Annotated in this window: 19 protein-coding genes; 11 read left to right on the top strand and 8 right to left on the bottom strand. The window is 54.3% G+C overall.

Annotation, left to right across the window (positions count from 1 at the left end; genetic code table 11):
- Nucleotides 1-264 precede the first annotated feature (264 nt).
- Together FRY98_RS15810 and FRY98_RS15805 are read right to left on the bottom strand one after the other, a co-directional pair.
- On the bottom strand, nucleotides 265-1,497 hold the full coding sequence (locus tag FRY98_RS15810) for an MFS transporter (protein WP_148453644.1): 1,233 nt from the start codon (nucleotides 1,495-1,497) through the stop codon (nucleotides 265-267).
- A 479-nt stretch (nucleotides 1,498-1,976) separates the two neighbouring features.
- Nucleotides 1,977-2,894 carry a phosphatidate cytidylyltransferase gene (locus FRY98_RS15805; protein WP_148453642.1) on the bottom strand — a complete coding sequence of 306 codons (918 nt, stop codon included), beginning with the start codon at nucleotides 2,892-2,894 and terminating at the stop codon, nucleotides 1,977-1,979.
- 103 nt (nucleotides 2,895-2,997) lie between these two features.
- Here FRY98_RS15805 and FRY98_RS15800 point away from each other — a divergent pair, with 103 nt between their 5' ends.
- The 6 genes from FRY98_RS15800 (at nucleotide 2,998) to FRY98_RS15775 (ending at nucleotide 11,353) form a co-directional block, all read left to right on the top strand.
- The gene (locus tag FRY98_RS15800) at nucleotides 2,998-3,549 is read left to right on the top strand and encodes a hypothetical protein (protein ID WP_148453640.1); all 552 of its coding nucleotides are present in this window, start codon (nucleotides 2,998-3,000) and stop codon (nucleotides 3,547-3,549) included.
- A 360-nt stretch (nucleotides 3,550-3,909) separates the two neighbouring features.
- The gene (gene tnpA / locus FRY98_RS15795; RefSeq protein ID WP_148450401.1) at nucleotides 3,910-4,383 is read left to right on the top strand and encodes an IS200/IS605 family transposase; all 474 of its coding nucleotides are present in this window, start codon (nucleotides 3,910-3,912) and stop codon (nucleotides 4,381-4,383) included.
- Between the two features lie 286 nt (nucleotides 4,384-4,669).
- Nucleotides 4,670-5,476 (top strand): TerC family protein, encoded by an 807-nt coding sequence (locus tag FRY98_RS15790; protein WP_148453638.1) that lies wholly within the window; start codon nucleotides 4,670-4,672, stop codon nucleotides 5,474-5,476.
- Between the two features lie 1,162 nt (nucleotides 5,477-6,638).
- Nucleotides 6,639-7,691, top strand: coding sequence for an ROK family transcriptional regulator (locus FRY98_RS15785; RefSeq protein WP_373317774.1), 1,053 nt, complete (start codon nucleotides 6,639-6,641; stop codon nucleotides 7,689-7,691).
- Nucleotides 7,692-7,709: 18 nt separating this feature from the next.
- Nucleotides 7,710-8,966, top strand: a complete 1,257-nt coding sequence (locus FRY98_RS15780) for an MFS transporter (RefSeq protein WP_148453636.1) — start codon at nucleotides 7,710-7,712, stop codon at nucleotides 8,964-8,966.
- 2 nt (nucleotides 8,967-8,968) lie between these two features.
- Nucleotides 8,969-11,353, top strand: coding sequence for a GH36-type glycosyl hydrolase domain-containing protein (locus FRY98_RS15775; protein WP_148453634.1), 2,385 nt, complete (start codon nucleotides 8,969-8,971; stop codon nucleotides 11,351-11,353).
- Between the two features lie 378 nt (nucleotides 11,354-11,731).
- Here FRY98_RS15775 and FRY98_RS15770 read toward each other — a convergent pair whose 3' ends face one another.
- Entirely contained in the window at nucleotides 11,732-12,481 is a 750-nt protein-coding gene (locus FRY98_RS15770) for a glycosyltransferase family 2 protein (protein ID WP_249043428.1), read from the bottom strand.
- The gene (locus tag FRY98_RS15765) at nucleotides 12,478-13,227 is read right to left on the bottom strand and encodes a glycosyltransferase family 2 protein (RefSeq protein ID WP_148453632.1); all 750 of its coding nucleotides are present in this window, start codon (nucleotides 13,225-13,227) and stop codon (nucleotides 12,478-12,480) included. The genes FRY98_RS15770 and FRY98_RS15765 overlap by 4 nt, the downstream gene beginning before the upstream one ends.
- A gap of 182 nt (nucleotides 13,228-13,409) precedes the next feature.
- On the opposite strand from FRY98_RS15765, the gene FRY98_RS15760 reads away from it, so the two are divergent.
- The 5 genes from FRY98_RS15760 (at nucleotide 13,410) to FRY98_RS15740 (ending at nucleotide 18,093) form a co-directional block, all read left to right on the top strand.
- Nucleotides 13,410-14,351 (top strand): alpha/beta fold hydrolase, encoded by a 942-nt coding sequence (locus tag FRY98_RS15760; protein WP_148453630.1) that lies wholly within the window; start codon nucleotides 13,410-13,412, stop codon nucleotides 14,349-14,351.
- Between the two features lie 86 nt (nucleotides 14,352-14,437).
- On the top strand, nucleotides 14,438-15,952 hold the full coding sequence (locus tag FRY98_RS15755; RefSeq protein ID WP_148453628.1) for an alpha/beta hydrolase family protein: 1,515 nt from the start codon (nucleotides 14,438-14,440) through the stop codon (nucleotides 15,950-15,952).
- 69 nt (nucleotides 15,953-16,021) lie between these two features.
- Complete coding sequence (locus tag FRY98_RS15750; protein ID WP_148453626.1) at nucleotides 16,022-16,969, top strand: helix-turn-helix transcriptional regulator; 948 nt, start codon at nucleotides 16,022-16,024, stop codon at nucleotides 16,967-16,969.
- 64 nt (nucleotides 16,970-17,033) lie between these two features.
- Nucleotides 17,034-17,588, top strand: a complete 555-nt coding sequence (locus tag FRY98_RS15745) for a DinB family protein (protein WP_148453624.1) — start codon at nucleotides 17,034-17,036, stop codon at nucleotides 17,586-17,588.
- Nucleotides 17,581-18,093, top strand: a complete 513-nt coding sequence (locus FRY98_RS15740) for an EVE domain-containing protein (RefSeq protein WP_148453622.1) — start codon at nucleotides 17,581-17,583, stop codon at nucleotides 18,091-18,093. The genes FRY98_RS15745 and FRY98_RS15740 overlap by 8 nt, the downstream gene beginning before the upstream one ends.
- Here FRY98_RS15740 and FRY98_RS15735 read toward each other — a convergent pair.
- From FRY98_RS15735 to FRY98_RS15720, 4 genes are all read right to left on the bottom strand, one after another.
- A complete protein-coding gene (locus tag FRY98_RS15735; RefSeq protein ID WP_148453620.1) occupies nucleotides 18,090-18,470 on the bottom strand; it encodes a DUF5367 family protein in 381 nt (126 codons plus the stop codon). The two genes, FRY98_RS15740 and FRY98_RS15735, sit on opposite strands and share 4 nt — an antisense overlap.
- Nucleotides 18,471-18,482: 12 nt before the next feature.
- Nucleotides 18,483-19,094, bottom strand: a complete 612-nt coding sequence (locus tag FRY98_RS15730; RefSeq protein ID WP_148453618.1) for a TetR/AcrR family transcriptional regulator — start codon at nucleotides 19,092-19,094, stop codon at nucleotides 18,483-18,485.
- Between the two features lie 744 nt (nucleotides 19,095-19,838).
- Nucleotides 19,839-20,699 carry a transporter substrate-binding domain-containing protein gene (locus FRY98_RS15725; protein WP_148453616.1) on the bottom strand — a complete coding sequence of 287 codons (861 nt, stop codon included), beginning with the start codon at nucleotides 20,697-20,699 and terminating at the stop codon, nucleotides 19,839-19,841.
- 192 nt (nucleotides 20,700-20,891) lie between these two features.
- Nucleotides 20,892-22,859: a methyl-accepting chemotaxis protein gene (locus FRY98_RS15720; protein WP_148453614.1), complete on the bottom strand. Its 1,968-nt coding sequence runs from the start codon at nucleotides 22,857-22,859 to the stop codon at nucleotides 20,892-20,894.
- Nucleotides 22,860-23,116 lie beyond the last annotated feature (257 nt).

Below are 23,116 nucleotides of genomic sequence, written 5' to 3'. Positions count from 1 at the left end.
TTTTACGCCGCTATTTTGTCGAATTTGGCTTGGTGAGGCGAAATAGCGGCTGTTTGAGGCTTTATTTTTGGAAAAAACGGCCCAAACCCTAATTTCGGTGCCCGCAACAGGGAAATAGGGCCTTTTTTGACCGCTATTATCCCCGTTGGGCCAAATCGGGCCGAAATAACGGCCCAAAAGGCGACTATGTTCAGCGGGCGGCGGAAAGGAAATTGCAGGACGCCGGCCTTGACTTGGAATGACTTCTGTGCCCGCCTGGCAAGCCTAGAACTGGACGCCGGACTCCGTCTTGGCCCAGGTCTTTTTCCAGGACCGGGTTACCGCGTAAAAAACGAGCGTCGTGAGCAGCACGATCGAGCCGACGACCAAAAACCCGGCTACCTGGGAGCCCGTCGACTGCTTCAGCGGACCGAGGACGTACGTCGGGAGCAGATAGCCGCCCAGTCCCCCGGCGGCGCCGACGATGCCGGTGATCACCCCGATTTCGCCGGAGAACCGCTGCGGAATAATCTGAAATACCGAGCCGTTCCCCATGCCGAGGCAGGCCATCATAATGCTGGTGTAGATCAGCATGACCACAAAAGAATCCGGCATGGTGGCGATGGCAAAGGCGCTGGCGGCAATGACGCTGTAGAGTACGAGCAGAAGCCGCATGCCGCCGATTTTGTCGGCGATCCATCCGCCCAAGGGCCGGAAGAAGCTGCCGGCGATCACGGTGATGGTAACGAGGTAGCCGACCTGGATTTTGGTCAGGCCGCCGGAATGGACGTTGTCGCCATAAACGTCGTAAAAGAAAATGCTCGCGTAATTGGCGAAGCCGACGAACCCGCCGAAGGTAATCGCGTAGAAGATCGAGAACCACCAGGTGTCGGGATATTTAAAGACGCCGAGATAACTCTTGAGCGGCTTGGGGGCCGGGCGGCCCGGCGCGTCTTTCGCCATAAGGGTGTAGGCGATCATCACGGCCACCAGCGGGATCAACGCGAAGCCGAATACGCTGTGCCAGCCGTAAGCCTCGGCGATCTGCGGCCCGAAAAAGGTCGCGAGCGCCGTGCCGCTGTTACCGGCGCCCGCGATGCCCATCGCGAGCCCCTGGTATTGCGGCGGATACCAGCGGCTGGCCAAGGACAGCGATACGGCGAAGCTGGCTCCGGCGAAGCCGAGCAGAAAGCCGATCATCTGCATCTCCAGCAGGCTGCCGCCGCCGAGCCAGCCCCAGACCAGGGGAATCAGGGTCAGGGACATGCCGATCAGGCCGGCCTTTTTGCTGCCGATGCGGTCCGCCAGGATGCCCATTGGAATGCGGAAGATCGAGCCGCCCAGGATGGGGATGGCGACCATCGCCGCCTTTTGCGTATCCGATAGGCCAAAATCTTTGGTGATGAAAAGCGCCAGCGCGCCGCACAGCACCCAAATCATGAAGCTGACATCAAAGTACAAAAATGAAGAAAGTAAACTCGGGAAATGCCCGGCCTTGCGAAAGCTTTTTGCATCCATGGCGAATATCCTCCTTTATCGAGCTTGGAAACCGATACGATACATGTGACTTGGTATGTTTTTACTCAAATTGTCAAGTTAATTCACATCTCCTCCTCGGACCAGGTATTCAAAGGCAAAAAGGGACCGACACCCGAAACCCGCATCTTCAGAAAGATGCGAATATCGTTTATCGGCCCCATTGCCATGTGCAGCCACGCCATTGTGACTGACTTTGCATATTTAATTGTAAGGATGAAGGGGGTCTACCCAAGCACAGTCACTGTGGCGGGTAGACCTGGAAGTCTGATAAGGTCAATATAAGTTCAAACGGATTAAATGTCAATAATTATGACATATAAATTTTGAATTATATCGAAACGGGTTTGTTCAGTCGATGTTACTGCAAATTAATGTTATATTATCTAGCATAAAGAGGGGACGACGATTCTACTCCGTTTTGGCCGCTCAACATCAAGTTATCCCAATTACACCCCAATTTACATAAACTCGAAAAAGTACCGCATCACATGCAGAAATACCGGCGAGGTGTAGGTGAGGCTGTCTACCAGGCTGAGGTAGCTTTTTCTAAGAGCATGGGATTTATCGTCGTCGCCGATCAGCAGATCCCGTTTGAGCACGGAGATGGTCAGGCTGCCGAAGAAGCCGCTCAGACTAATCAGCATCCCGAAAAAGAGACTGGTCTTCAAAGTCAACGGCGTCAGGTAAGGGTGGATCAAAAAGGAAACCGCAGTGGTGACGACAAACGCGCAGGCGAAGCCCTCCCAGGTCAGATTGGGGTTCGCGGTCGGGACGACCTTTCTTTTGCCGAAATACATGGAGGCCAGGTAATGAATAATATCGTTGAGTTGGGTCAAAACGACAAGGAACAGTACCAAACCCGCTCCATACTCGGGTGTGGCGTACCGGAAGTAGGCCAGGTGGCTGAGGCCGAACACCATCAGCATGAGGCCCCATTGCACGCGGCTGACGCTGCGCACGAAACCGACGGTCCCCTTGTTGATCAGGCGCGGGAGCGGAAGGAAGAGGAAGACGTATACCGGTATAAACACGATAAACATTCCGTACCAACCGATGAAGATCCAGTAGAATTGCACCGGAATCGACAGATACGCCCACAGAAAAATCCGGCGGTCGGCTTTTCTGGACCGGATCATGGAGAAGTATTCTTTTAGCGCAAAAAAGGCCAGCACCATCAGCGACAGCAGCGAAACGACCGCATTGAACTGGGTGGCCAGGCACAGCACCAGGAATATGCCCCACCAGTCCCGGAGGCGGAGGCCGATGGCCTCATAATCCGCCTGCCCCGGGCGGCGCTTGGACTGCACGTAGTAAATGACATGTATGGCGGTTAATACCGTAAAAATCACTATTAGCGTAATCAGCGAGCTGTTCATCAAATCCATTCCTCCTTGCCCTGTGGGGGCTCGGGATTCCTTATGAGGGATCCTATGTTATTATGAAGGAATAGTTCAAACTTGATAAGGGGAAATTTCGTAAATGGCAGAGGAACGGAATCGGTCGGTTTACATTTTGCTCACGAATACGGGGACGCTGTTCACCAAGATGATCAAAGGCTACACCCGGGCACCCTATAATCATGCGTCGATTTCCTTTAACCGGGAACTGTCGGAGCTTTACAGTTTCGGGAGAAAGAACCCGAACAATCCGCTGAACGGCGGGTTCGTCAAAGAAGATATCAGAACGGGCACCTTCAGCAAATATCCGAACACGACCTGTGTCATCTATGAGCTTAAAGTATCGGACCGGGAAGTCGAGAAAATGAAGCGGGTGCTGCAACTTTTCATCCGGAAGCGGCAAAAGTATTTATACAATATTCTCGGAGTCATCGGCATTGCGCTTCAAGAGCCCGTCGAATTCAGCAATTCTTATTTTTGCTCGCAGTTTGTCGCGGAAATTTTGGAACGGTCGGGGATCAAGCTCTGGAATAAGCTGCCCGCCCTGGTAACACCGGATGATTTCCGGCAGAGCGATTCCCTTCAATTGATCTATGAGGGGAAATTAAGCGAATATGATCCGCAAGCCCTTTGACAAATCCCCAGTAAATCACTTATATTAAAATTAAATCGAATAGTTCTCCTAAAGGGGAGTAGCTTTTACAACATTGCCGTCATTTCGGAGGTCTTCATCTCCCGGCTATGTTGGCAACGAGGAAGGATAACGTTGTTAGCAAGACCTTTGCCTGTTATTGGTGAAGGTCTTTTCTTGTTTTTATGGACCTTTGCCGTTCTAGGCAAAGGTTTTTGTTACGGCTTTAGCCAGTTGAGTGCGTGAAACGCGCGAAACAAAAAACCACCCGCTATGCGGGTGGAGGGATCTAGGGTTTGACCAACAAGACCATTCCCATAAAATTGAGATGTTCAGGCTCAATAATGAAAGGAATGGTCTTAGATGGCAAACAAGAGCTATAGTCTAGCCCACACGAAATGGATGTGCAAATACCACATCGTGTTCACCCCGAAGTATAGACGGAAAGAGATCTATAATCAAGTGAGGAAAGACTTAATCGAAATATTCAAGCGGTTATGTAAATACAAGGGAGTGGAGATCATAGAAGGTCACATGATGCCAGATCATGTACACATGTTAGTGGCGATACCTCCAAAAATCTCTGTATCATCGTTTATGGGATATCTAAAGGGAAAGAGTTCGCTAATGATATTTGAGAAGCATGCCAGCTTGAAGTATAAGTATGGAAATCGGAAATTTTGGGCGGAGGGGTACTACGTCAGCACTGTGGGCTTAAATGAGGCCACCGTCGCTAAATATATACGTGAGCAGGAAGCACATGACCAAGCAATTGATAAACTGAGCGTAAAAGAGTATGAAGATCCATTCAGCAGAAACAGTAGCAAAAAGAAGTAAACCAGTTTAACTGGTAAGTGAAAGTGACAAAAACACTGAGCCTGAACAATTTTATTGTCAGGCTAGCGTCTTTAGGCGCAGTTTGGCAACAGGGGGTTATACCCCAAGAGCAAACCACCCGTTGGACGGGTGGTTATGATTTTTTTACGGTGCGAACGGGAGGAGGGGATTCCAAATCAAGGGTTTGGAGTTAGAGTATTTAAGCATTTAAGCATTTAAGCATTTAAGGAAAGATACGAATCAGCTATTTCATTAGATACTTAATAGGGAGAGAGGGAACTGATATATGGATTTGTCGATGTTGTTGGAATACGGCTGGGTACTGCTGCTTCTGGTCGTGCTGGAGGGATTGCTTGCGGCGGATAACGCGCTGGTGCTGGCGATTATGGTCAAGCATCTTCCCGAAGCGGAGCGGAAAAAGGCTCTGTTTTACGGGCTGCTGGGCGCGTTCGTGTTTCGTTTGGCTTCTTTGTTCGTCATCTCGTTTCTGGTGGACGTGTGGCAGATTCAGGCCATCGGCGCGCTGTACTTGTTGTTTATCAGCATCAACCATATCGTAAGGAAATTGGCGTTTAAAAACAGGAAAGACGACAAGGTCGAGGGGGAGAAAAAGCAATCCGGCTTCTGGGCCACCGTTCTTAAAGTGGAGCTGGCGGATATCGCGTTTGCGATCGATTCCATTTTGGCGGCCGTGGCGCTGGCCATGACGCTTCCCAACACACAGCTTCCCTCGATCGGCGGCATGGACGGGGGCAAATTCATCGTCGTGTTCTTAGGGGGCTTTATCGGGCTCGTCATCATGCGGTTTGCCGCCAATCTGTTCGTGAAGCTGCTGCACTCCCGGCCGGGCCTCGAAATCGCCGCGTTCGCCATCGTGGGCTGGGTCGGCGTGAAGCTGGCGGTCTTGACGCTGGGGCATGAGGACGTGGGAATCATCTCCCACGAATTCGCTCATTCGACCCTGTGGAAGCTGATCTTCTACATCGTATTGATCGCGATCGGCCTGGCCGGCTGGTTCCTGACGAAGGAACAGACGAAGGAGCGGGTGAAGGAGGAGGCCAAGGGACAGACCAAGGAACAGGTGAAGGAGTAAGCAAAGGAACACACCAAGGAAACAGACCGTGGAACAGACCGTGGAACAGTCGAAGGAGCAGGTGAAGGAGGAGTCTGCGGCGGAGTGACCGGTCATAGAGGAAAGAAGGACTTTTTGGCGGAAAGCTAACCACTCAGCAGCACCTAGTCCCCCATCAGAAAACCGGGATAACTTAGAATTCCTGCATAAGTGCATGTTTTTTCTCTGTTTGGAACAAAAATTTCAAAATTCCTGCGATTCTGCAGGAATTTTCGACGAAATCGGCTCGTTTCTCAAAAATCGCCGGAAGTACCTGCAGATTTGCATCTTTTTTCGAATTCCCGCGGGAACCGGCCTGAAATACCTGCAGATTTGCATCTTTTTGGAGTTGGGAGGGTCGGAAAGTGCGCCAGGCCCCTTGATCTTCGTGGGTTAAATACGATATTTCTCTTACTACGAAAAACTCCCCATACAGTAACAGGGTTTTAATTCACCTGCCTACTGTATGGGGAGTATAACATTTCAAAGTTACTTTCTTTTGTTGCTGAGAAGTGCTATGGCTAGGCTACACAGTGCAATAGAGCCCCCTTTGGAGCCAGCAGTCTCTCTAGCCGCCCGCCGAATAACGGCCTTTAGGGCCGTTATTTCGCCTCAAGTCGGCTCTGCAGGCACTGGCGTTGCATTAAACCTGACATGGTGTTGCCGATCCCGCCATCTCACTTGCCGCCCGTTATAAATAGCGGCGTTTTGGGCTGCTATTTCGCCCAAATTCGCTTTTTCGGGGAAAATAGCGGCTAAAAAGGGCCTTATTTCTCTGGAGCGGGTCCAAAAATCGGTTTTCGGCCCGCTTTTCCTTAAAATAAGGCCCCAAAGGACCGCTATTTCTCACCGAAGGGACGAATTGGACGAAATAACGCCTCAGAAAGCCCTTATCCACCCGCCCAGCTTCAAAGAGAGGCGGTTACTTATCCTTCCATATATCATAAACCATGGATATTATACTGAACAAACTTAGAATGAGTTATGTTATTTGCACAGGGAAACCCCGTCACCAGGACGCGGGTTTCTTTTTTTGGAAAGGGTCTTTTCCGGATCACGGGATTATGATACGATCGAACCAGACTTATTAAACTAGTTTAATAAGTCTCAACTTATACAGTCGTAAAACGGGAGGTTGGATGTTGTGAAGGATATGCCCGCCACCCCCAAAGAGATGAAAAAGGTGATTCTCGGCGCGATCCGCGGTTCTCTTTTGACGATGGGGAGCGCAACGAAGAAGGAGCTGAGCGGGAAGCTGGGCATCAGTTTTCCGACGATCGGCAAATTTTTGGATGCCATGGAAAAGGAGGGGGAGCTTCTTTTTGTCGGTATCGACGAATCCAGCGGCGGGCGGCGGGCCAAACGGTTTGCCTATAATCCCGAGTATATGCTGGGGCTGGCGGTGATTTTGGAAAAAGAGGATACGTTCTACACCGTCTATAACTGCCAAGGCGAAGTGAAGGATCAGGGGCGGCTCCCGAGCGCATTGACGGAAGATATGTCCGCCTTTGCGGAGCGGGTGGACGATATTTTGAACGCTTACCCGCGAATCCGCTCGCTGTCGGTCGGCGTGCCGGGCTCGGTCAACAACGGCCGGATTATTTACATGCCGGACTATGACCGGCTCCAGCAGTTCGAACTGAAGGCGTATCTGGAGTCCCGCTTCGCGCTGCCCGCGGTGGTGGAGAACGACATGAACGCCGCGGCTCTGGGCTATCACAGCAAACTTAGCGGGGACGGCCGGGAGAGTCCGGTGTCGCTCGTTTATATTTACTTCGGCCAAAACGGCCCCGGCGCGGGAATTCTTATCAATGGAGAAGTGGTGCGGGGGAGCACGTTTTTTTCCGGTGAAGTTTCCTTCATCCCTCAATACGAGGATCTGAACTTCGAACAGGCTCTGCGCCAGGCCAAAGGGCCGGACCGCTCCAGACTGGGGGAATCCGGCGTGGATGCGGTGGGACGGCTGATCGCCACCTGTGCGGCAATCGTGAATCCGCATGCCGTTGTGTTTTGCGATAACGAGGTCGACGAGGCCCTGCTTACAAAAATCGCGGCCCGCAGCGCCGGCTATATTCCCGCAGAACATCTCCCCAGCCTGGTAATGAGCGAATGGAAGCGGGACTATTTGAACGGACTGCAGCATTTGGGGCTGAGCTTGATGATTTCGACGGTGGGCATCGATGAATCCTTAGGATAGGAGTATAGGAGAATAACTATGGCTACGTTTTTCTTGATTATTATTTATTTGGCATTTATCAGCCTGGGGCTGCCGGACTCTTTGCTGGGGGCCGCCTGGCCGGTCATGCGGCCGGACTTCGGCGCCCCGTTGGATACGGCGGGAATGCTGTTCATGATTGTCGCGGCGGGGACGATCGTGTCCAGTTTAGCGAGCGGGGCGGTGCTGAAACGGTTCGGCACCGGACAGGTGACGCTGGTCAGCTGCATCATGACGGCCGGGGCCTTGCTTGGATTCTCGCTCTCCCCTTCGCTGTTCTGGGTGATTCTCTGCACGATTCCGTTGGGTCTCGGCGCGGGTTCCGTGGACGCCGGGCTCAACAATTATGTGGCGGCCCACTACAAGGCGCACCATATGAGCTGGCTCCACTGCTTTTGGGGCGTTGGCGCCACGCTGGGGCCGATCATTATGGCGGGGTACATCTCCGGCGGAACCTCGACCTGGAGAGACGGTTATTTGACGGTATCCCTCATTCAGTTTGCGTTGGTCGTCATCCTGCTTTTAACGCTGCCCCTGTGGGACCGCGTGGCCCGGAGCGGCGGAGGGCCCTCGGCTGAACAGCCGGAGGAGGCGGAAAGCGCGCCGCTGGAGGCGGACGGGGACGGAAAGGCCGCGAGGCCTCTCCGCATCGGCGGTGTCAAGCTGGCGCTGGTGTCCTTCTTGTTCTATTGCGGCGTTGAAGCGACGGTAGGGTTGTGGGGGAGCAGCTATTTGGTCAACGAAAAAGGATTGTCCGCTTCCCTCGCCGCCCAGTGGGTGTCCATTTACTACGCGGGCATCACGATCGGCCGGTTTATTACCGGCTTCATCACGTTCAAGGTGAGCAACCGGACCTTGATCCGGGGAGGCCAGGCGATCGCCTTGGCGGGAGCCGTGCTGCTCGTTCTGCCTCTGCCGGCGGGCGCTTCCCTGGCGGGCTTTCTGATTATCGGCCTGGGGCTCGCGCCGATTTACCCCTGCATGCTGCACGAAACTCCGGTACGGTTCGGGAAAAAACACGCCCAAACCATCATGGGCTATCAAATGGCCGTGGCTTACACGGGCAGTACGTTTATGCCGCCGCTGCTCGGTTTCGTGGCTTCCCGGACGACGATGGGCATGTTTCCGTTTTATGTCGCGCTTTCCGCGCTGGCGATGCTGTTGTTTTCGGAACGGCTGAACGCCTTTTTGAAGAAACGTAATGAACTAAAGGGGCAAGCCGCTCCCGCATCCACATTACATGGAAAAGAGGTATGACGATGTTCAGAGCGACAGAGGACCAGGAATACTATGAACTTTTAAGCCCTACGCTGCTTCCGAAGGCTTCGGGGTTTCTGTGGAATGAGAACATGATGATTCATATGAACTGCCGCGGTTATGCGGTGGCCCAGTTCATGCAGCCGGAGCCGGCGAAATATTCCCACGCGCCGAATCTGGAAGCGAAGACGTTCATGCAGCCCGAACAGCCGTATTACGCGCATCATCCGGGCCGTTTTGTTTACGTGAAGGATGAGGAGACCGGGGAAGTGTTTTCCGCGCCTTATGAGCCCGTACGGTGCCCGGCGGACCGGTATGTCTTTGCCGTGGGAAAGAGCCGGATCAAGTGGACGGTGGTCTGTAAGGACGTGGAGATTGAAATGAGTCTGAGTCTGCCGAAAGAAGAGCCGATCGAGCTATGGCGTCTCAAAGTAAACAACCTGTCGGGTCGGCGGCGCAAGCTGAGCGTTTATCCTTACTTTACCGTCGGTTATATGTCCTGGATGAACCAGTCGGGGGAATACCGGGAGGATTTGCAGGCCATCGTCTGCTCCTCCGTCACGCCCTATCAGAAGTATCAGGATTACGATAAAATCAAAAACTTCCGGGATAAAACCTTCCTGCTTGCGGATCGGGCGCCCGTCTCCTGGGAAGTGAATCAGGAGGCCTTCGAGGGGGAAGGCGGTATCGTCATGCCGTCGATGATCCTGGAAGAGGAACTGTCCAAGGGAGACGCGCGGTACGAAACCCCGGCCGCCGTGCTGCAATACCGGCTCGAGCTCGCGGCCGGGGAGGAGGAGGCCTACCGGTTTATGTTCGGCCCCGCGAAGGACGAGGAGGAAATCGCCCGCATCCGCGGCGGTTATTTCCTGAATGCGGACGAATGCGGCGCGGACGGCTTTATTGCGGCCGAGTGGGAGTATGACCAGTACATCCGGGAAGGGCGGGGCTGCATCGAAATCAGCACGCCGGATCCCGATCTGGACAACTTCGTGAACCACTGGCTCCCGCGGCAAATCTACTATCACGGGCAGACGAACCGGTTAACGACCGACCCGCAAACCCGGAACTACCTTCAGGATCATATGGGCATGAGCTATATTAAACCGAAAATGGCGCGGGAGGCTTTTTTGACGGCCATGAGCCAGCAAAAAGCGAGCGGTGCGATGCCGGACGGGATTATTTTGCACCCGGACGCCGAACTCAAATATATTAACCAGGTTCCCCACACGGATCACTGCGTCTGGCTGCCGATTTGCCTGAGCACTTACCTGGATGAAACGGGCGATGCCTCGATCCTCGATGAAGTGGTGCCTTATGCGGACGGCGGGGAGGCCGAGCCGGTTCACCGGCATGTCGACCGGGCGATGCGCTGGCTGATGAACGACCGCGATGAACGGGGGCTGAACTATATCAACCAGGGCGACTGGTGCGATCCGATGAATATGGTCGGGTACAAAGGCAAGGGCGTTTCGGGTTGGCTGACCATCGCCACGGCGTACGCTTTTAAGGTATGGGCCGACATTTGCGAGCGCAGCGGACGGGCGGACCAGGCCCGGGAATACCGGGCCGCGGCCGAAGCGACCAACGAGACCGTCAATCGATATCTGTGGGACGGCGAGTGGTACGCCCGGGGCATTACCGATGACAATGTGGTGTTCGGCATCCGCACGGACCAAGAGGGGCGGATTTTCATCAATCCGCAGGGCTGGTCGCTGCTGAGCGGCGCCGCGGACGCGGATAAGCGCGAGAAGCTGCTGCGGGCCGTGCGGGAGCAACTGGAGACGCCGTACGGCGTGGAAAAGCTGGCGCCCTCCTATACAGCCATGCGCGAGGATGTGGGCCGGGTGACGCAGAAGCACCCGGGATCCGCGGAGAACGGAGCGGTCTACAACCATGCCGCCGCTTTTTATATCTACGCGCTCTATAGCGTAGGGGAGAAGGACAACGCCTACCGGCTGCTGCGGAAGATGCTGCCCGGGCCGGATCCGCAGGACGTGATTCAGCGCGGACAGCTGCCGGTCTTCATCCCGAACTACTACCGGGGCGCTTACCGGCAATTTCCTCGGACGGCGGGGCGGTCCAGCCATCTGTTCAATACCGGCACGGTGCCCTGGGTGTACCGCTGCCTGATCGACGGCTTGTTCGGCTTGCAGGGGACGGCGGACGGGATCCGGATCCGGCCGCAGCTGCCCGCCGAATGGAGCGAGGCGAAGGTCACGCGCGAATTCCGGGGAGCCCGCCTGCGTGTCGAAATGAAGCGGGAAGCCGGGGTACGGGAACCGGAAGTTTACAGCGAGGGCATGAAAGTGGAAGACGGCATCCTCCGGGGATTGCAGCCGGGAACGGAAGTCCGGGTGACCGTCAAGCTGCCGGCGAAAGGATAGACCATTTTGAGTCGGAGCGGATCTATGAGGGCAGGAGCTTGGGTATTTAACGGGAAAATCTCCCGTTAATCCGGGGCAGTCGGCTCGCGGGCAGCGATTAGCAGGATTTCCTCCCGTTAATTTGAGGGGCAGAGGCCCAATCGCACTCTTTGGACGGAAATAGCGGGAGGAAATCCCGCTAAATGGGCCGATGGAGGAGAAACGCTCAACATTAACGGGAAAAATTCCCGTTAATGTCCCGCCTCAGCCGCACGATGTGCCTTGACCCGCTCCCTTGGCGCAAATACAAGTTCGGAGTAGCCGAATTCGTCTCCAAGAGGGGATTTGCTCGGCTGAGATAAGATTAGTTGGTTGGAGTAGCTTGCCGGGATTGGGGACTTACGGATGCCGGGGGCGTGCCGACACCGCGCGCAGTGCGTCCGGAAGAAGCCGGCTCTCTTTAAGCACCTTGGCGTTCCGGCTCATCAACGCTTCGTCGCTCACCTTCCAGGTGTGTCCCTTGGAGCGGTCCCGGCGAACGGCCAGAAAATACGCGGGGCTCCCCGCGAAGATCCGAAAGCCTTTGGCAAGGCTGTCCGCGCAAAATTGGACGCATTCTCCCCGGTTTAAGCGGGGAAAGGCCACCCGGCCGAACACGCTTCGCTTGACGAGAAGGGTCGCGCCCTGGACAAGGGGAACCTGCTGATTCGCCTTGTTCGGGTAACGCAGAAGCAGCCGCCTTTTTCCGCTTAGGTACATGTAATGCGCTCTTTTGCCCACGATATCGGCCTTGGTGTTTATCATGGTACGGACGCTGTCCGCCAAATATTCGGGCGCGTAATAATCGTCGTCGTCAAATTTGGCGATCAGGCCATAGCTGGCAAGGCTGACGCCATAATTTAAGCAAGCGCCGAGCGGAGAGCGCTCCGGTTTGCGGTAGACCCTGACGTTTTTGTGGGCCTTCGCGGCCTCTACATAACTGTCGATTCGGAGCTTGTCGTTGTTTAAGATAACGATAAGCTCCTTTTTGGCGTACTTTTGCCGGGCATAGTTGGTAAAAAGGTTCTTCAGGCACTCCGGACGTTTGGTGCAGGTGATGATCGATACGGCGTTCCGGCGGTCGGGCAGGGGCAATTTCGCTTTCTTCACGACCGTCTCCCCTTCGGCGGTTTTTGTACATATTTCTTGTAATCGCGGACGTGCGGAATTTTTCGATGATGGGCGAGCAGTTCTTTATCGCTGATGATCCAGGTATGGTTGGCCGAGTTCTTCCGGCGGATGGCGACGAAATTGTATCTCCCGGCCGAGTAGACTTTGAAGCCGCGTTTTTTGCTGCGCAGGCAAAAAAGGTCGTCCTCGCCGACACTCCGATCGGGAAAAGGCACCTTGTTCAAAACGTCCTTTTTGATAAGCAGCGTGGCTCCGGGAAGCCGGGTTACAGGGCGGTTCTCGTCCTGCGGAAAGCGCAGCAGGAGCGTTCGGGAACCGCGCAAATACATGTAGTGGGCCCGCTTGCCGATGACATCCGCCTTGGTTCTGTGCAAAGCCTGCAGGCTTTCCGTCAGATAAAAGGGGGCGTAGTAATCGTCATCGTCGAACTTGGCGATATAGCGGAATTTGGCCTTTTGGACGGCAAAGTTCAGACAGGCGCCGAGCGTAGAGTGCTCCGGCAAGCGGAACACGGATATATTCCGGTGCTTGCGGGCCAATTTCTCATAGGGCGCAAGCGGGATGTTATTTTTATTGATGATGATGATCAGCTCTTTGGAAGGATAGGACTGCCGCAGATAGTTTTTGATCAGGTTATTCATGTAGCTCCGCCGGTTGGTGCAGGTAATTACAGAAACCCCTTGGGTTTTCGCGGATTTCGTGGTGCTGGTTTTACCGGTTCCCATAGCATCGCACCCTTTCTCTATGATCGTCGAATCTCTTGTCTTGTTACCATATGTGAGGGACATGCGAGAGGAACGGCATCCCCACAGACGATCGGGAAATGAGGCGAAAACTATTGTTACATACACATACTTTATAGTATTTTATAAGTACACTAATTGGCATTTGTATAGGAGGGATTTCGATGTATGAGCTGCTTTGGTTGGTTCCCGCGTTTCTGCTTGCAATCTCGGTGTTCACCTGGCTTCGGGTCCATCGGGCGGAGCGCCTTTTTCCTCCCGAGGGGAAGTTTGTCAGTGTGAACGGTGTGAGGCTTCACTACTTGGAGCGTGGGGAAAAGGGAGGCCAACCGGTCGTTTTTCTGCACGGCGGCGTGCTCCGGGCTAACGATTTCGACCGGGTCCTGACGCGGGCGGCGGCCAAAGGGTACCGGGCATTGGCCTTCGACCGCCCGGGGTACGGCTACAGCGAGAGGGGCAAGAAAAAACGGATAACCCCTGCCGATCAAGCGGTCCTGATCCATCAGGCGTTGAAAGCCCTCGGAATCGGAAAGCCCGTATTGGTCGGCCATTCTTGGAGCGGTCTGCTGGTGCTTACTTATGCCTATATGTATCCTGAGGATACCGGAGGGCTGGTAATTCTGGGCGGAGGCATGTATAAGGAAGGCTATCCGGCCGAAAAGGGCGACCCGATTTCCGCCGCGGTTACTTTGCCGGTGGCGGGCAAGCTGGTGATGTACCTGCTGCTGGCCACCGTAGGCCGGGTGCTGGCCAACCGGGTGATCGCGTCCACATTTGCTCCCGAACCGGTTCCCGCGGGGTACCGCGAGGAAACGCTCGCTCTCTGGCTGCGGCCTTCGCAGTTTTTGGCCAATCGGGAGGACGTATTGGCGTTTGCCCCCGCAGCGGAACAAATGAGCGGGAACTACGCCCGGATCTCAACTCCGGCCGTGCTTGTCGTGGGCGGAAGAGATCCGTTTTCGACCCGGGATCACAGCTACAGACTATATCGGGATTTGCCCCATGCCCGATTGGTCGAGCTCTCGGAAGCGGCGCATATGATTCCCCATCACCATCCGGGCGCTGTGATGGAGGCGGTAGAACAGTTGCTGTCCATCTCCCGGTAGTATTGGAACGGGGGATTGTTCATGATTTGTTCAAGTTTGACTGCTAAGCTTCTTGTATTCGAGGAATATGGAGGAGGAAGCGGTTCATGACTTGGGCGGAGTGGGGATTATTTGCGGCGAGTGTCGGAGGAATTGGGGTTCTTTGGAGATTCGCGCGAATGCGGGGGAAGGGAAAGCGGGTGTCGGCCGGGATCATCGGCGTATCGGTTATGCTGGGGCTTCTCATCGTCCATGGGGGAGTGGACGGTCTGAAATGGAAATGGGCGCCGCTTTATGTTTTGCTGCTGGTCCTCGTTTGCGGCCTAAGTTTTGGAGTTTACCGCAGCGGGGAGCCCGAGCCGCAAAAAAAGCGGGAACGCGCCGGGCTGCGGACGGTGCTGGGGATCGCGGGCCTGGGGTATGCCGGGTTAAGCATTTACGTCGGCGCTTCCTTGCTGCCCGCCATTTCATTGGATCCCCTAGGAGGACTTTACGCGGTCGGTACTACCTCGTTCCAATGGATAGATGCTTCCCGGGAGGAGACGTATACCGCGGAAAGGGACGATCATCGGGAGATCCAGGTCCGGCTTTGGTATCCGGCTCAAGTTTCGCAGGGCGCGGCCAAAGCCGACTATGGTTTCTTATCCGTTCCCGGGGGCCAGCCGAAGGAGGCGCCTTTTCTGTTGAACATTATCGCCCAATCCAACCGGAACGCGAAGGCCCAAGCCTTCCCGGACGCGCCCCTCTCTCCGAGGGAAGAGGTCTACCCGGTCGTGGTGTTTGCGCCGGGGTACGGGGGATCGAATTTTATGTACGCCGCCTTTGCGGAGGAGTTGGCCAGCCGGGGGTATATCGTAGCCGGCGTTCAACATCCTTATTTTACGCTGTTTCCGACGCGTCTTTCGGACGGCCGGGTTGCCGGAGGAATGTTCGATGCCGGGGCCGCGGCGGATTGGACTCAATCCGAAAAGCTGATCCAAGGCATATTGGTAAAGGATGTGCGGTTCGCCATAGACCGGTTGGAACGGCTGAATCAGGGTGCCGATGAAGTCGGCGGGCCGGACGGGGCCCCCTCCTTTGCCAACCGGATGGATTTTTCCCGGCTCGGCATGATGGGGCATTCCTTTGGCGGCACCGTGGCGGCCCAGACGATGGATGCAGACCCGAGAATCCGGGCGGGGATCAACATGGACGGTTTTCTTTACGGAAAAAAACTGCACGACGGCCTGGACCGGCCCTTTATGTATATGTTTACCGGGCTGACGGACCGGTTTGAGAACATGGGCCTGACGGAAGCCGAATGGGGCGGCAAACAGACCTTTGCGATTCCCTCTGCGGAGGAGTACGCCGCCATGGCCCGCGAGCAGGCGGACCGACATCGTTTGCTGCTGCAAAACGGCGGTTATAACGTGCTTTTCCCCAAAGCCGAACATTTTGATTTTTCCGATACGGCCCTCTATTCTCCACTCCTGGGCAGCGGGAATACCCGGGAGCTGCATGACACGGTGAATGAGCTGGCGCTCGCTTTCTTTGAGCAGCATTTGAATGGGCGCGAGAGCGCGCTTCTCCAGAAGACAAATACCGAGATGTACTCGCTTGAGGTGGTCGATTTCAAAAAATAGGGACGGCCCGGTTTCCCGGCTTCCGCTATAATGAACTTACTAGTTTATAGATGATAGGGGGGCGCGGCCATGAATAAAACGGACCGGATGCTCGCGATTCTGATGGAGCTGCAGAGAAGAGAGGTTACGCGCGCCGAGGACCTGGCGGCTATTTTCGAGACCAGCGTGCGGACGATCTACCGGGACATTCAGGCCCTGAGCGAAGCGGGGGTGCCGCTGGTCGGGGCTCCGGGTCGGGGATATTCCTTGATGGAGGGCTATTTTCTCCCTCCGGTCAGTTTTACGGCGGAAGAAGCTGTGACGCTGCTGCTCGGAACGGATTTGGTCCAGCGGATCTTTGACGCCGAATACGGGACGAAGGCGGAGATGTCGCGCCGGAAGATCGAGGCGATTTTGCCGGAACGGGTGCGAAACGAAGCGGCCCGGGTCGGCAATACGATCAAGCTGCTGCAGCTCAGGGCGCATGCGGGGATTCATCCCGAAAAGGCCTATGTGGAGGTGCTGCGCGGGGCCGTTTTGGAGGAACGAAAGGTTCGATTCGGCTACTCGAAAAAAATCCCGGGCCCCGACGGAGAACGGCAAAGTGTGCGGACGGTCTTGCCGTATGGTCTTGTTTTTGTCCAAGGGGCCTGGACGTTGGTCGCTTACTGTGAGCTGCGGCGGGAAATCCGCCATTTCCGGGTTTCCCGGATGAGCGGGCTAACCGTGCTGCCGGACTTTTTTCAGAAGCCTTCCGATTTTAATCTGCAGGTCTACGCTCCGCCCGACGACCGGAATTTACGGATCGAAATCCGGGTGAATCCCGAGGCGGCCGACAGGGTGAGGGAGTTCCGGAATTTTTACTGGGAAGCGGAAGAGGAACGGCCGGAGGGTCTTTACGTGACCTTCCGGGTCCGCCAACCCGAAGAAATGCTGCATTGGCTGCTTGGCTTTGGAGCCGATATCGTCGTGCTGGAACCGGAATCCCTGCGGAAGCGGATGCGCGAGGAGGCCGAAAATCTGTTTAAACGCTACTGACATACTGCTGTCAGTAGCGTTTTTGTATAGTGGGACTATCTCAATAAAAGGAGCTGCTTTCCCCATGAACTTGAATAGAAAACCCACAAAAGAAATCCTGCCGCGTTTTGAAGCCTTGGTCGACGATTATATTCGTGAACTGGACGGTTTGACGATGGAGCAATTGCATCAAAAGCCGGGGGATGGCGGGTGGTCAATCGGGCAGATGTATCAGCATTTGATTCAATCGGCGCTCTATATGCAATTGGCCAATGCCGCAAAATGTCTGCAGGATTCTTCGGACCCCGCCCTGGCACCCGCCGGCAAAACGGAAGCGGGAAACGCGGTGTACGCACAAGGCGAGTTCCCGCCGATCCGCATCCAAGTGCCGCCGTCCCCGCAGTATACCCCGGCGGAGCCGGAGAGCAAGGAGGCTTTGATTCAGGGCCTGAAGCGGGTGGTCGCCCGCATGGAGGAATTGGAGCCGACGCTCGCGAACGCATCCTTGCGGCTGGGAATCGCGCATCCCCGGTTTGGCGTCTTGAACGCCGAGGAGTGGTTTCTCCTTGTCCCTATGCATTACCGGCACCATCTACGGCAGTTGGACCGCTTAAAGCAGGAGATGGCCTTCCATGCTTAGGATCGAGCCGGAAGAGAACTGCCGCTACTGGATCGGAGTGGTTTCCGCCGCTCACGTCAAAATAGGCGTTGAAGGCGGCTTCGCCCAGCTCTGTCACGGCAAGGCCGCCCCGCTGCGCCGCATGCGTCCCGGCGACTGGCTGATTTATTACTCGCCGCGGACGGAGTTGGGGAAGGGGGAGAAGCTGCAGGCGTTCACCGCCATAGGGCGAGTGGTTGGCGACCGGGTATACGAATATCCGATGTCGGATTCGTTCGTTCCCTTCCGGCGTGATATTCATTATTATCCTTGCCGGGAGGTGCCGATTTCGGGGCTGCTGCACCGGTTAAGTTTTACGGCCGGAAACCCGCGTTGGGGGTATGCGCTCCGTTTCGGTCATCTCGAAATTGAAGCCGCGGACTTTCGGGCGATTGCAAGCTTGATGCTGGAGGATGAAGTCATCGCCGAACCGGGATATGCCGCGGCGGAGGAAAGATATCGTTCTGACTGGGGGCAGCTAACCTAAACCGGTTTGGCCGTCCGCCGGGAGTAATACAATCCGGCTAGCAGGATCAGGGCGTAGGCCCACATCAGCCAGACAAAAAAGAGATGGAAATTCGCGTCGGAGATGCCGGGAAACACGAAACGGTGGAACGAGAGCGTCAGCAAATCGAGCAGCATTCCCGGTACGGCGACCAGCAGGGCGGCCTTGGGCCGGTCCTGGGGAGCCGTGCCCCGGAACCGGAAAAGAGCCAGCATAAGCCAAGGAATGCCGGGTACAATGAGGCCAAAAGACAACCAAATCAGGATCGTACCGGGCTGAATGAGTTCGCCTCCCCAGTACCGGAACAGGAGCGTGGCGGCCAGCCACAGCAGAAACCCGCAAAAAGGATAGAAGCGCATTAAGCCTACCTCCTACTCGTTCGTTTTGTTTTTATCGGAAGCTTCGGGGAATATGGCGAGGAGAACTTGAGACAGCTCGCCATATACCTCCCGAGCCGGAAACTGCGGATCGACCAAGGCTTGGAGCGCCAAACCGTCGATCAGCGCATTGATCATGACCGCCCTGTACTCCAGGGATTTGCCCGGGAGGCCGGATGCCGGCAGAAGCAGCTCCAGCAATGCGGCGACATGGGCGTTCTCGGCTTGAAGAAGTTCACCCAAGCGCTCCCGCATCGGCGGGTTTTGCAGGCTATGGACAACAAGAGAGTAGAATAAAGTGTGGTACATGGAATCGGGCGTGCAGCGTTGAAGCGCCTCCTCCAAAAGCCGGTCCACCGATTCTTTGGGGTGCTCCTGCTTTAACTGCAGCTGCTTGGTGTTCTCCCAAGAGCGGTCGCAAAGGGATTGAACGACTTCGAACAGCAGCTGTTCTTTCGTTTTAAAGTGATAATACACCGTCCCTTGAGTGACATGAGCCCCTTCGGCGACCGCTTTGAAAGTGAGTTTATCCAGCCCTTTTTCCTGAATGACCCGTTCGGCGGAAAGAATAAGGTCCTGTTTTGTGACCATATTGGGTCTGGCCAAGGTTCGAATGCCTCCTTTTTTTAAGTTATACAGATAACTAACTCTTTGATTATAAGTTTAGCACAATTTTCCGGGAACATAAAGATACGTTATCGCTATATAGGGTGAACTATAGAATTGGTGTTGGGGAAGGATGTGAAATGGTTTCGGAGATACGTCACCGACATCCACAATTGTAGATATATCGGAGTTTACATCATTAACGGGAAAATTTCCCGTTAATGTACCGATCTTGGCGATTCTATCGGATTTAGCTGGAAGAACTCCATCTATTTCGCGGCCTTATTGCCAATATACAAAATTTCGGGCGAATTAGCGGGAGGTTCTCCAGCTAATTCGCCTCTCCAGGAGCATATGCACCAAATTAACGGGAGGAATTCCTTTTAATTCAATGAGCTGCCGGTGAAGAATGTGAAAAGAATGCTCTCCACCGCTGCCCATACCCCCATGAGACATCCGAATCCGTATTATGCCCACTGCGATCAAGGTGCCTGGTGTGCTTCCACTCCAAAAGATGCAAATATGCAGGAATTCTTGTTAGTCAAGGTTATCTGATCTGACGGGGCACCTGGTATGCAAATCAATAGTTCAAACTATATAGTTTGTTAAAAACGACCATATCGGATTTGCCTTGGCTTGAGTTGCCGACAGAAATCAAAGAGCAACTGGTAAAGCAACTTAAAATGAAAAAGCCTCCCCTTTGATTGAGCTCATCAAAGGGAGGCTTCTTTTTTTAAATATCCGTTACTCCATCCACTTTTTGAAGAGGGCGTCGAATTTGCCTTGCAGCTTCATTTCATCCATCCACATTTCCAAGTAGCTGGCATATACGAAGTCACCGCGCGGAATCATGAAGCCTTTTTCGCTCTTGGTGAACGGCTTGTCCGTCAATGCGGCATACAATCTGGAATCCGCTTTGGCGTAAGTCATCGCTTCAACCGTATCGGTAATCATTACGTCATAAGTGCCGTCGGCTACCAGGTGCGGGATGTCCAGGTTGTTCTCAACTACGGTTACGTTCGCTTTTGTCAGATGTTGACGTACGAATACTTCGTTGGTTCCGCCCGGATTCACGCCGATGCGGACCGATGGTTTGTTGATGTCTTCCAGCGTTTTGTACTTGTCTTTATCTTCGGCGCGGATCAGAGGCGCTTTACCGAAAGTCACATAACCTTGGGAAACATACGCGGTTTTTTGTCTCGCTGTGTTGCGGGTTACGCCGCCTACGGCGATATCAAATTTGTCGGCCTGCAGGTCTTTCATCATGTCGGACCAGGTCGTTTTAACGAAACGAACTTCTACGCCCAGATCTTTAGCCAGTTCTTTGGCGGCGTCTACGTCATAACCTTCAAATTCATTCGTTTTTGGGTTCAAATATGTAAAGGGCTTGTAATCCCCGGTCATACCCACACGGATATAGCCTCTCTCGATGATGGCATCCAATTGGGACGCAGCGGCTTTCTTTTCTTGCCCGGGCGCATTGGACGCAGCGGATGCGGCCGATACGTGTTGTGCGGCGATCAGGTCATGGCCGACATAGCCGGTGCCTACCAGGGAAAGCGTCATTACGCCGGCGATCAATACTTTTTTCCAATTTTTCAACATGAAAATTCTCCTCCGATTCTTGTCTGGTTGTTGTTTAGGTGAAGCCTGCCTGCAGCGGGCCTCCGGTGACTTGGTGACTAGTCCCTCTCCTTGCGTCTTTGCAGCAGCTAGACCGTTCCTTGTATGGCATCCCCCCTTTCAAGTCGTTCGTGCTGTACTTGCCTCCGGGTATTCGGAAAGGGACGATGACGATTAGATTTTGAATTTGGACAATTCGTTCCGCAGCTCTTCGGCAACATTCTGCAGCTGTTGAACGGACGAAGCGATGTCTCCCATGGAGCGAATCTGGTCTTCCGCGGCATGCGCCGCACTCTGAGCGTCTTTGGACGTCATTTGGGCGATCGACTTCATTTCTTCTACCGAAGCGCTGATCTCTTCCGACCCGGCCGACATTTGCTGCGAAGCCGCGGTGACTTCCAAAATATGCTCGGCGACGTTGCGGGAAGCGTCCAGGATGTTGGTGAACTTCTCGCGAACATTTTCGATATACGCGATTCCGGTTTTGACGTCGTTCCGGTTATCGTTCATGACTTGAACGGCATTTTGCGCTTCATCGCGAATTTCGTTAATGATTTCGGCGATTTCTTCCGTAGATTTGCTGGATTGCTCCGCCAGTTTCTTGACCTCTTCGGCCACGACCGCGAAGCCGCGTCCATGCTCGCCCGCTCTGGCCGCCTCGATGGAAGCGTTCAGGGACAGAAGATTGATGTGCTTCGTAATATCGGTAATGATGTTGAGGATTTCCACAATTTGCTGGGAACGCCCGTGAAGGCGCTCGATAGCCTCGCCCACTTTGTCGGTCCCGGCACCGATGTTACGAATTTGATCGACCGCTTGCTCGACGACCGCGGAGCCGTCTTCGGCATGGCTGGCCGCTTGCTGAGCCACTTCCGAAACCTGCGAGGAAGACTCGGCGATTTTCACGACGCCTCCGGCCATCTCACGCATGGATTGGGAGATCTCTTCGGCGCTTGCCGCATGCGTCGTGGCGCCGTCGGAGATTTGGCGAATCGAGCTGCCGATGACGTTGACGCTCTGTTTGGTTCTGTCGATCCCGTGGGATACCGACTCCGTCACGCTCATAACCTGATTGGAAGTTTCGGTAACCCCTTCGATCAGATGTTTGAGATGGGAGACCGTCTGGTTGAAATCCGCGGACAGCACGGCGATCTCGTCTTTGCCGTGGACCAGGATATTCTTCGTCAGGTCGCCTTGAGCGACATCTTTGACCACCGCATTCAGCTTCTGAATCGGCCGGATCAGTTGGACCGTGAACAGGTAGGCGAACACAATCGCCACCGCCAGAACGATGATGGAGGTGATCAGCAATTTACGGGTCAATTCCGTAATGGGCGCAAACAGCTCATTGGTCGGAGCGGTGACGAAGACGCCCCATTTATACGTCGTTGCCGCATAGGCACCGGAATAGTCAGCGTTGTCTTTGCTATATTTAAAAACCCCGGAGGCTCCCTGCAAGGCGTTTTCGTAAGCCTTGACGATATCTGAATTATTTATCTCCTGCACCGTTTTGGTCAGCACCAATTCCTTTTCGGGGTGCCATAGGAACTTACCGGCTTTACTAACGAGAAAAGCATAGCCGCTCTTACCGTATTTCTGCGACGATACGGATTCCTGCACAGCGTTGATCGGCAGGGTCGAACCCATATATCCGTACTGCTTGCCGTCTTTCATCAGCGGAAGAATCATCGTAACGATGTTGTTCTTCGTGCGTTTGGAGACGACGGGTTCGGAAACGACGATCTTTCCTTCCCCTTTGCCCGCTTCCTGATAGTGGACGCGATCGGAGACATCGGTAGTCTCGCCAAGGAAATTGATAACGTTCTTGCCGGTCAAATCATAGGAAAAAAAGAAGGTTTCAAATTCCTTGTTTTGTTCCTGGGCCTTCTGAATCAGCTTAAGATCTTCCTCTTTGTTCCCCGTGATCAGTTTCCCGATGGAGTCGACTTTAGCGATCTCGGAATCGATGAAATGGTTGATTTCCGATGCCAGATTGGACGCGGTTAACTGGGCTTCCTGCTTGATACTGTTCTGCAGCAGCGAGGACGCGCTGTTATAACTGATCAAAGACACGGCGCCCAAGCTCAACAGCAGCAGCAGACAAATCAGAATGATCATTTTTTGCTTAAGTTTCAGGCTCATGCAAAAGTTTCCTCCCCTATGGTAGTTCCGGGGCCCTACTCGGTTACTCTCCGAATTCTGCGCTATGTCCTCTGTTCAAAACGGGACAGGAATCCTATGTACTGTGGATTATTATGCAAAATATCTGGGTATTCGGTAAGACTCCACTTAGCTGTTATCGGCAGAAGAAGTTCAAATTTCAAGCGATTTTCCGAAAAAACACAAGTTTTTTTTGGTGAACCGCTTACAGTCCCCTTTTGGGAGTAGCGCGGTCGACC

The sequence above is a fragment of the Paenibacillus faecis genome (genome assembly GCF_008084145.1).
Lineage (GTDB): Bacteria > Bacillota > Bacilli > Paenibacillales > Paenibacillaceae > Fontibacillus > Fontibacillus faecis.
This window is presented reverse-complemented; position numbering and strand designations above follow the sequence as displayed.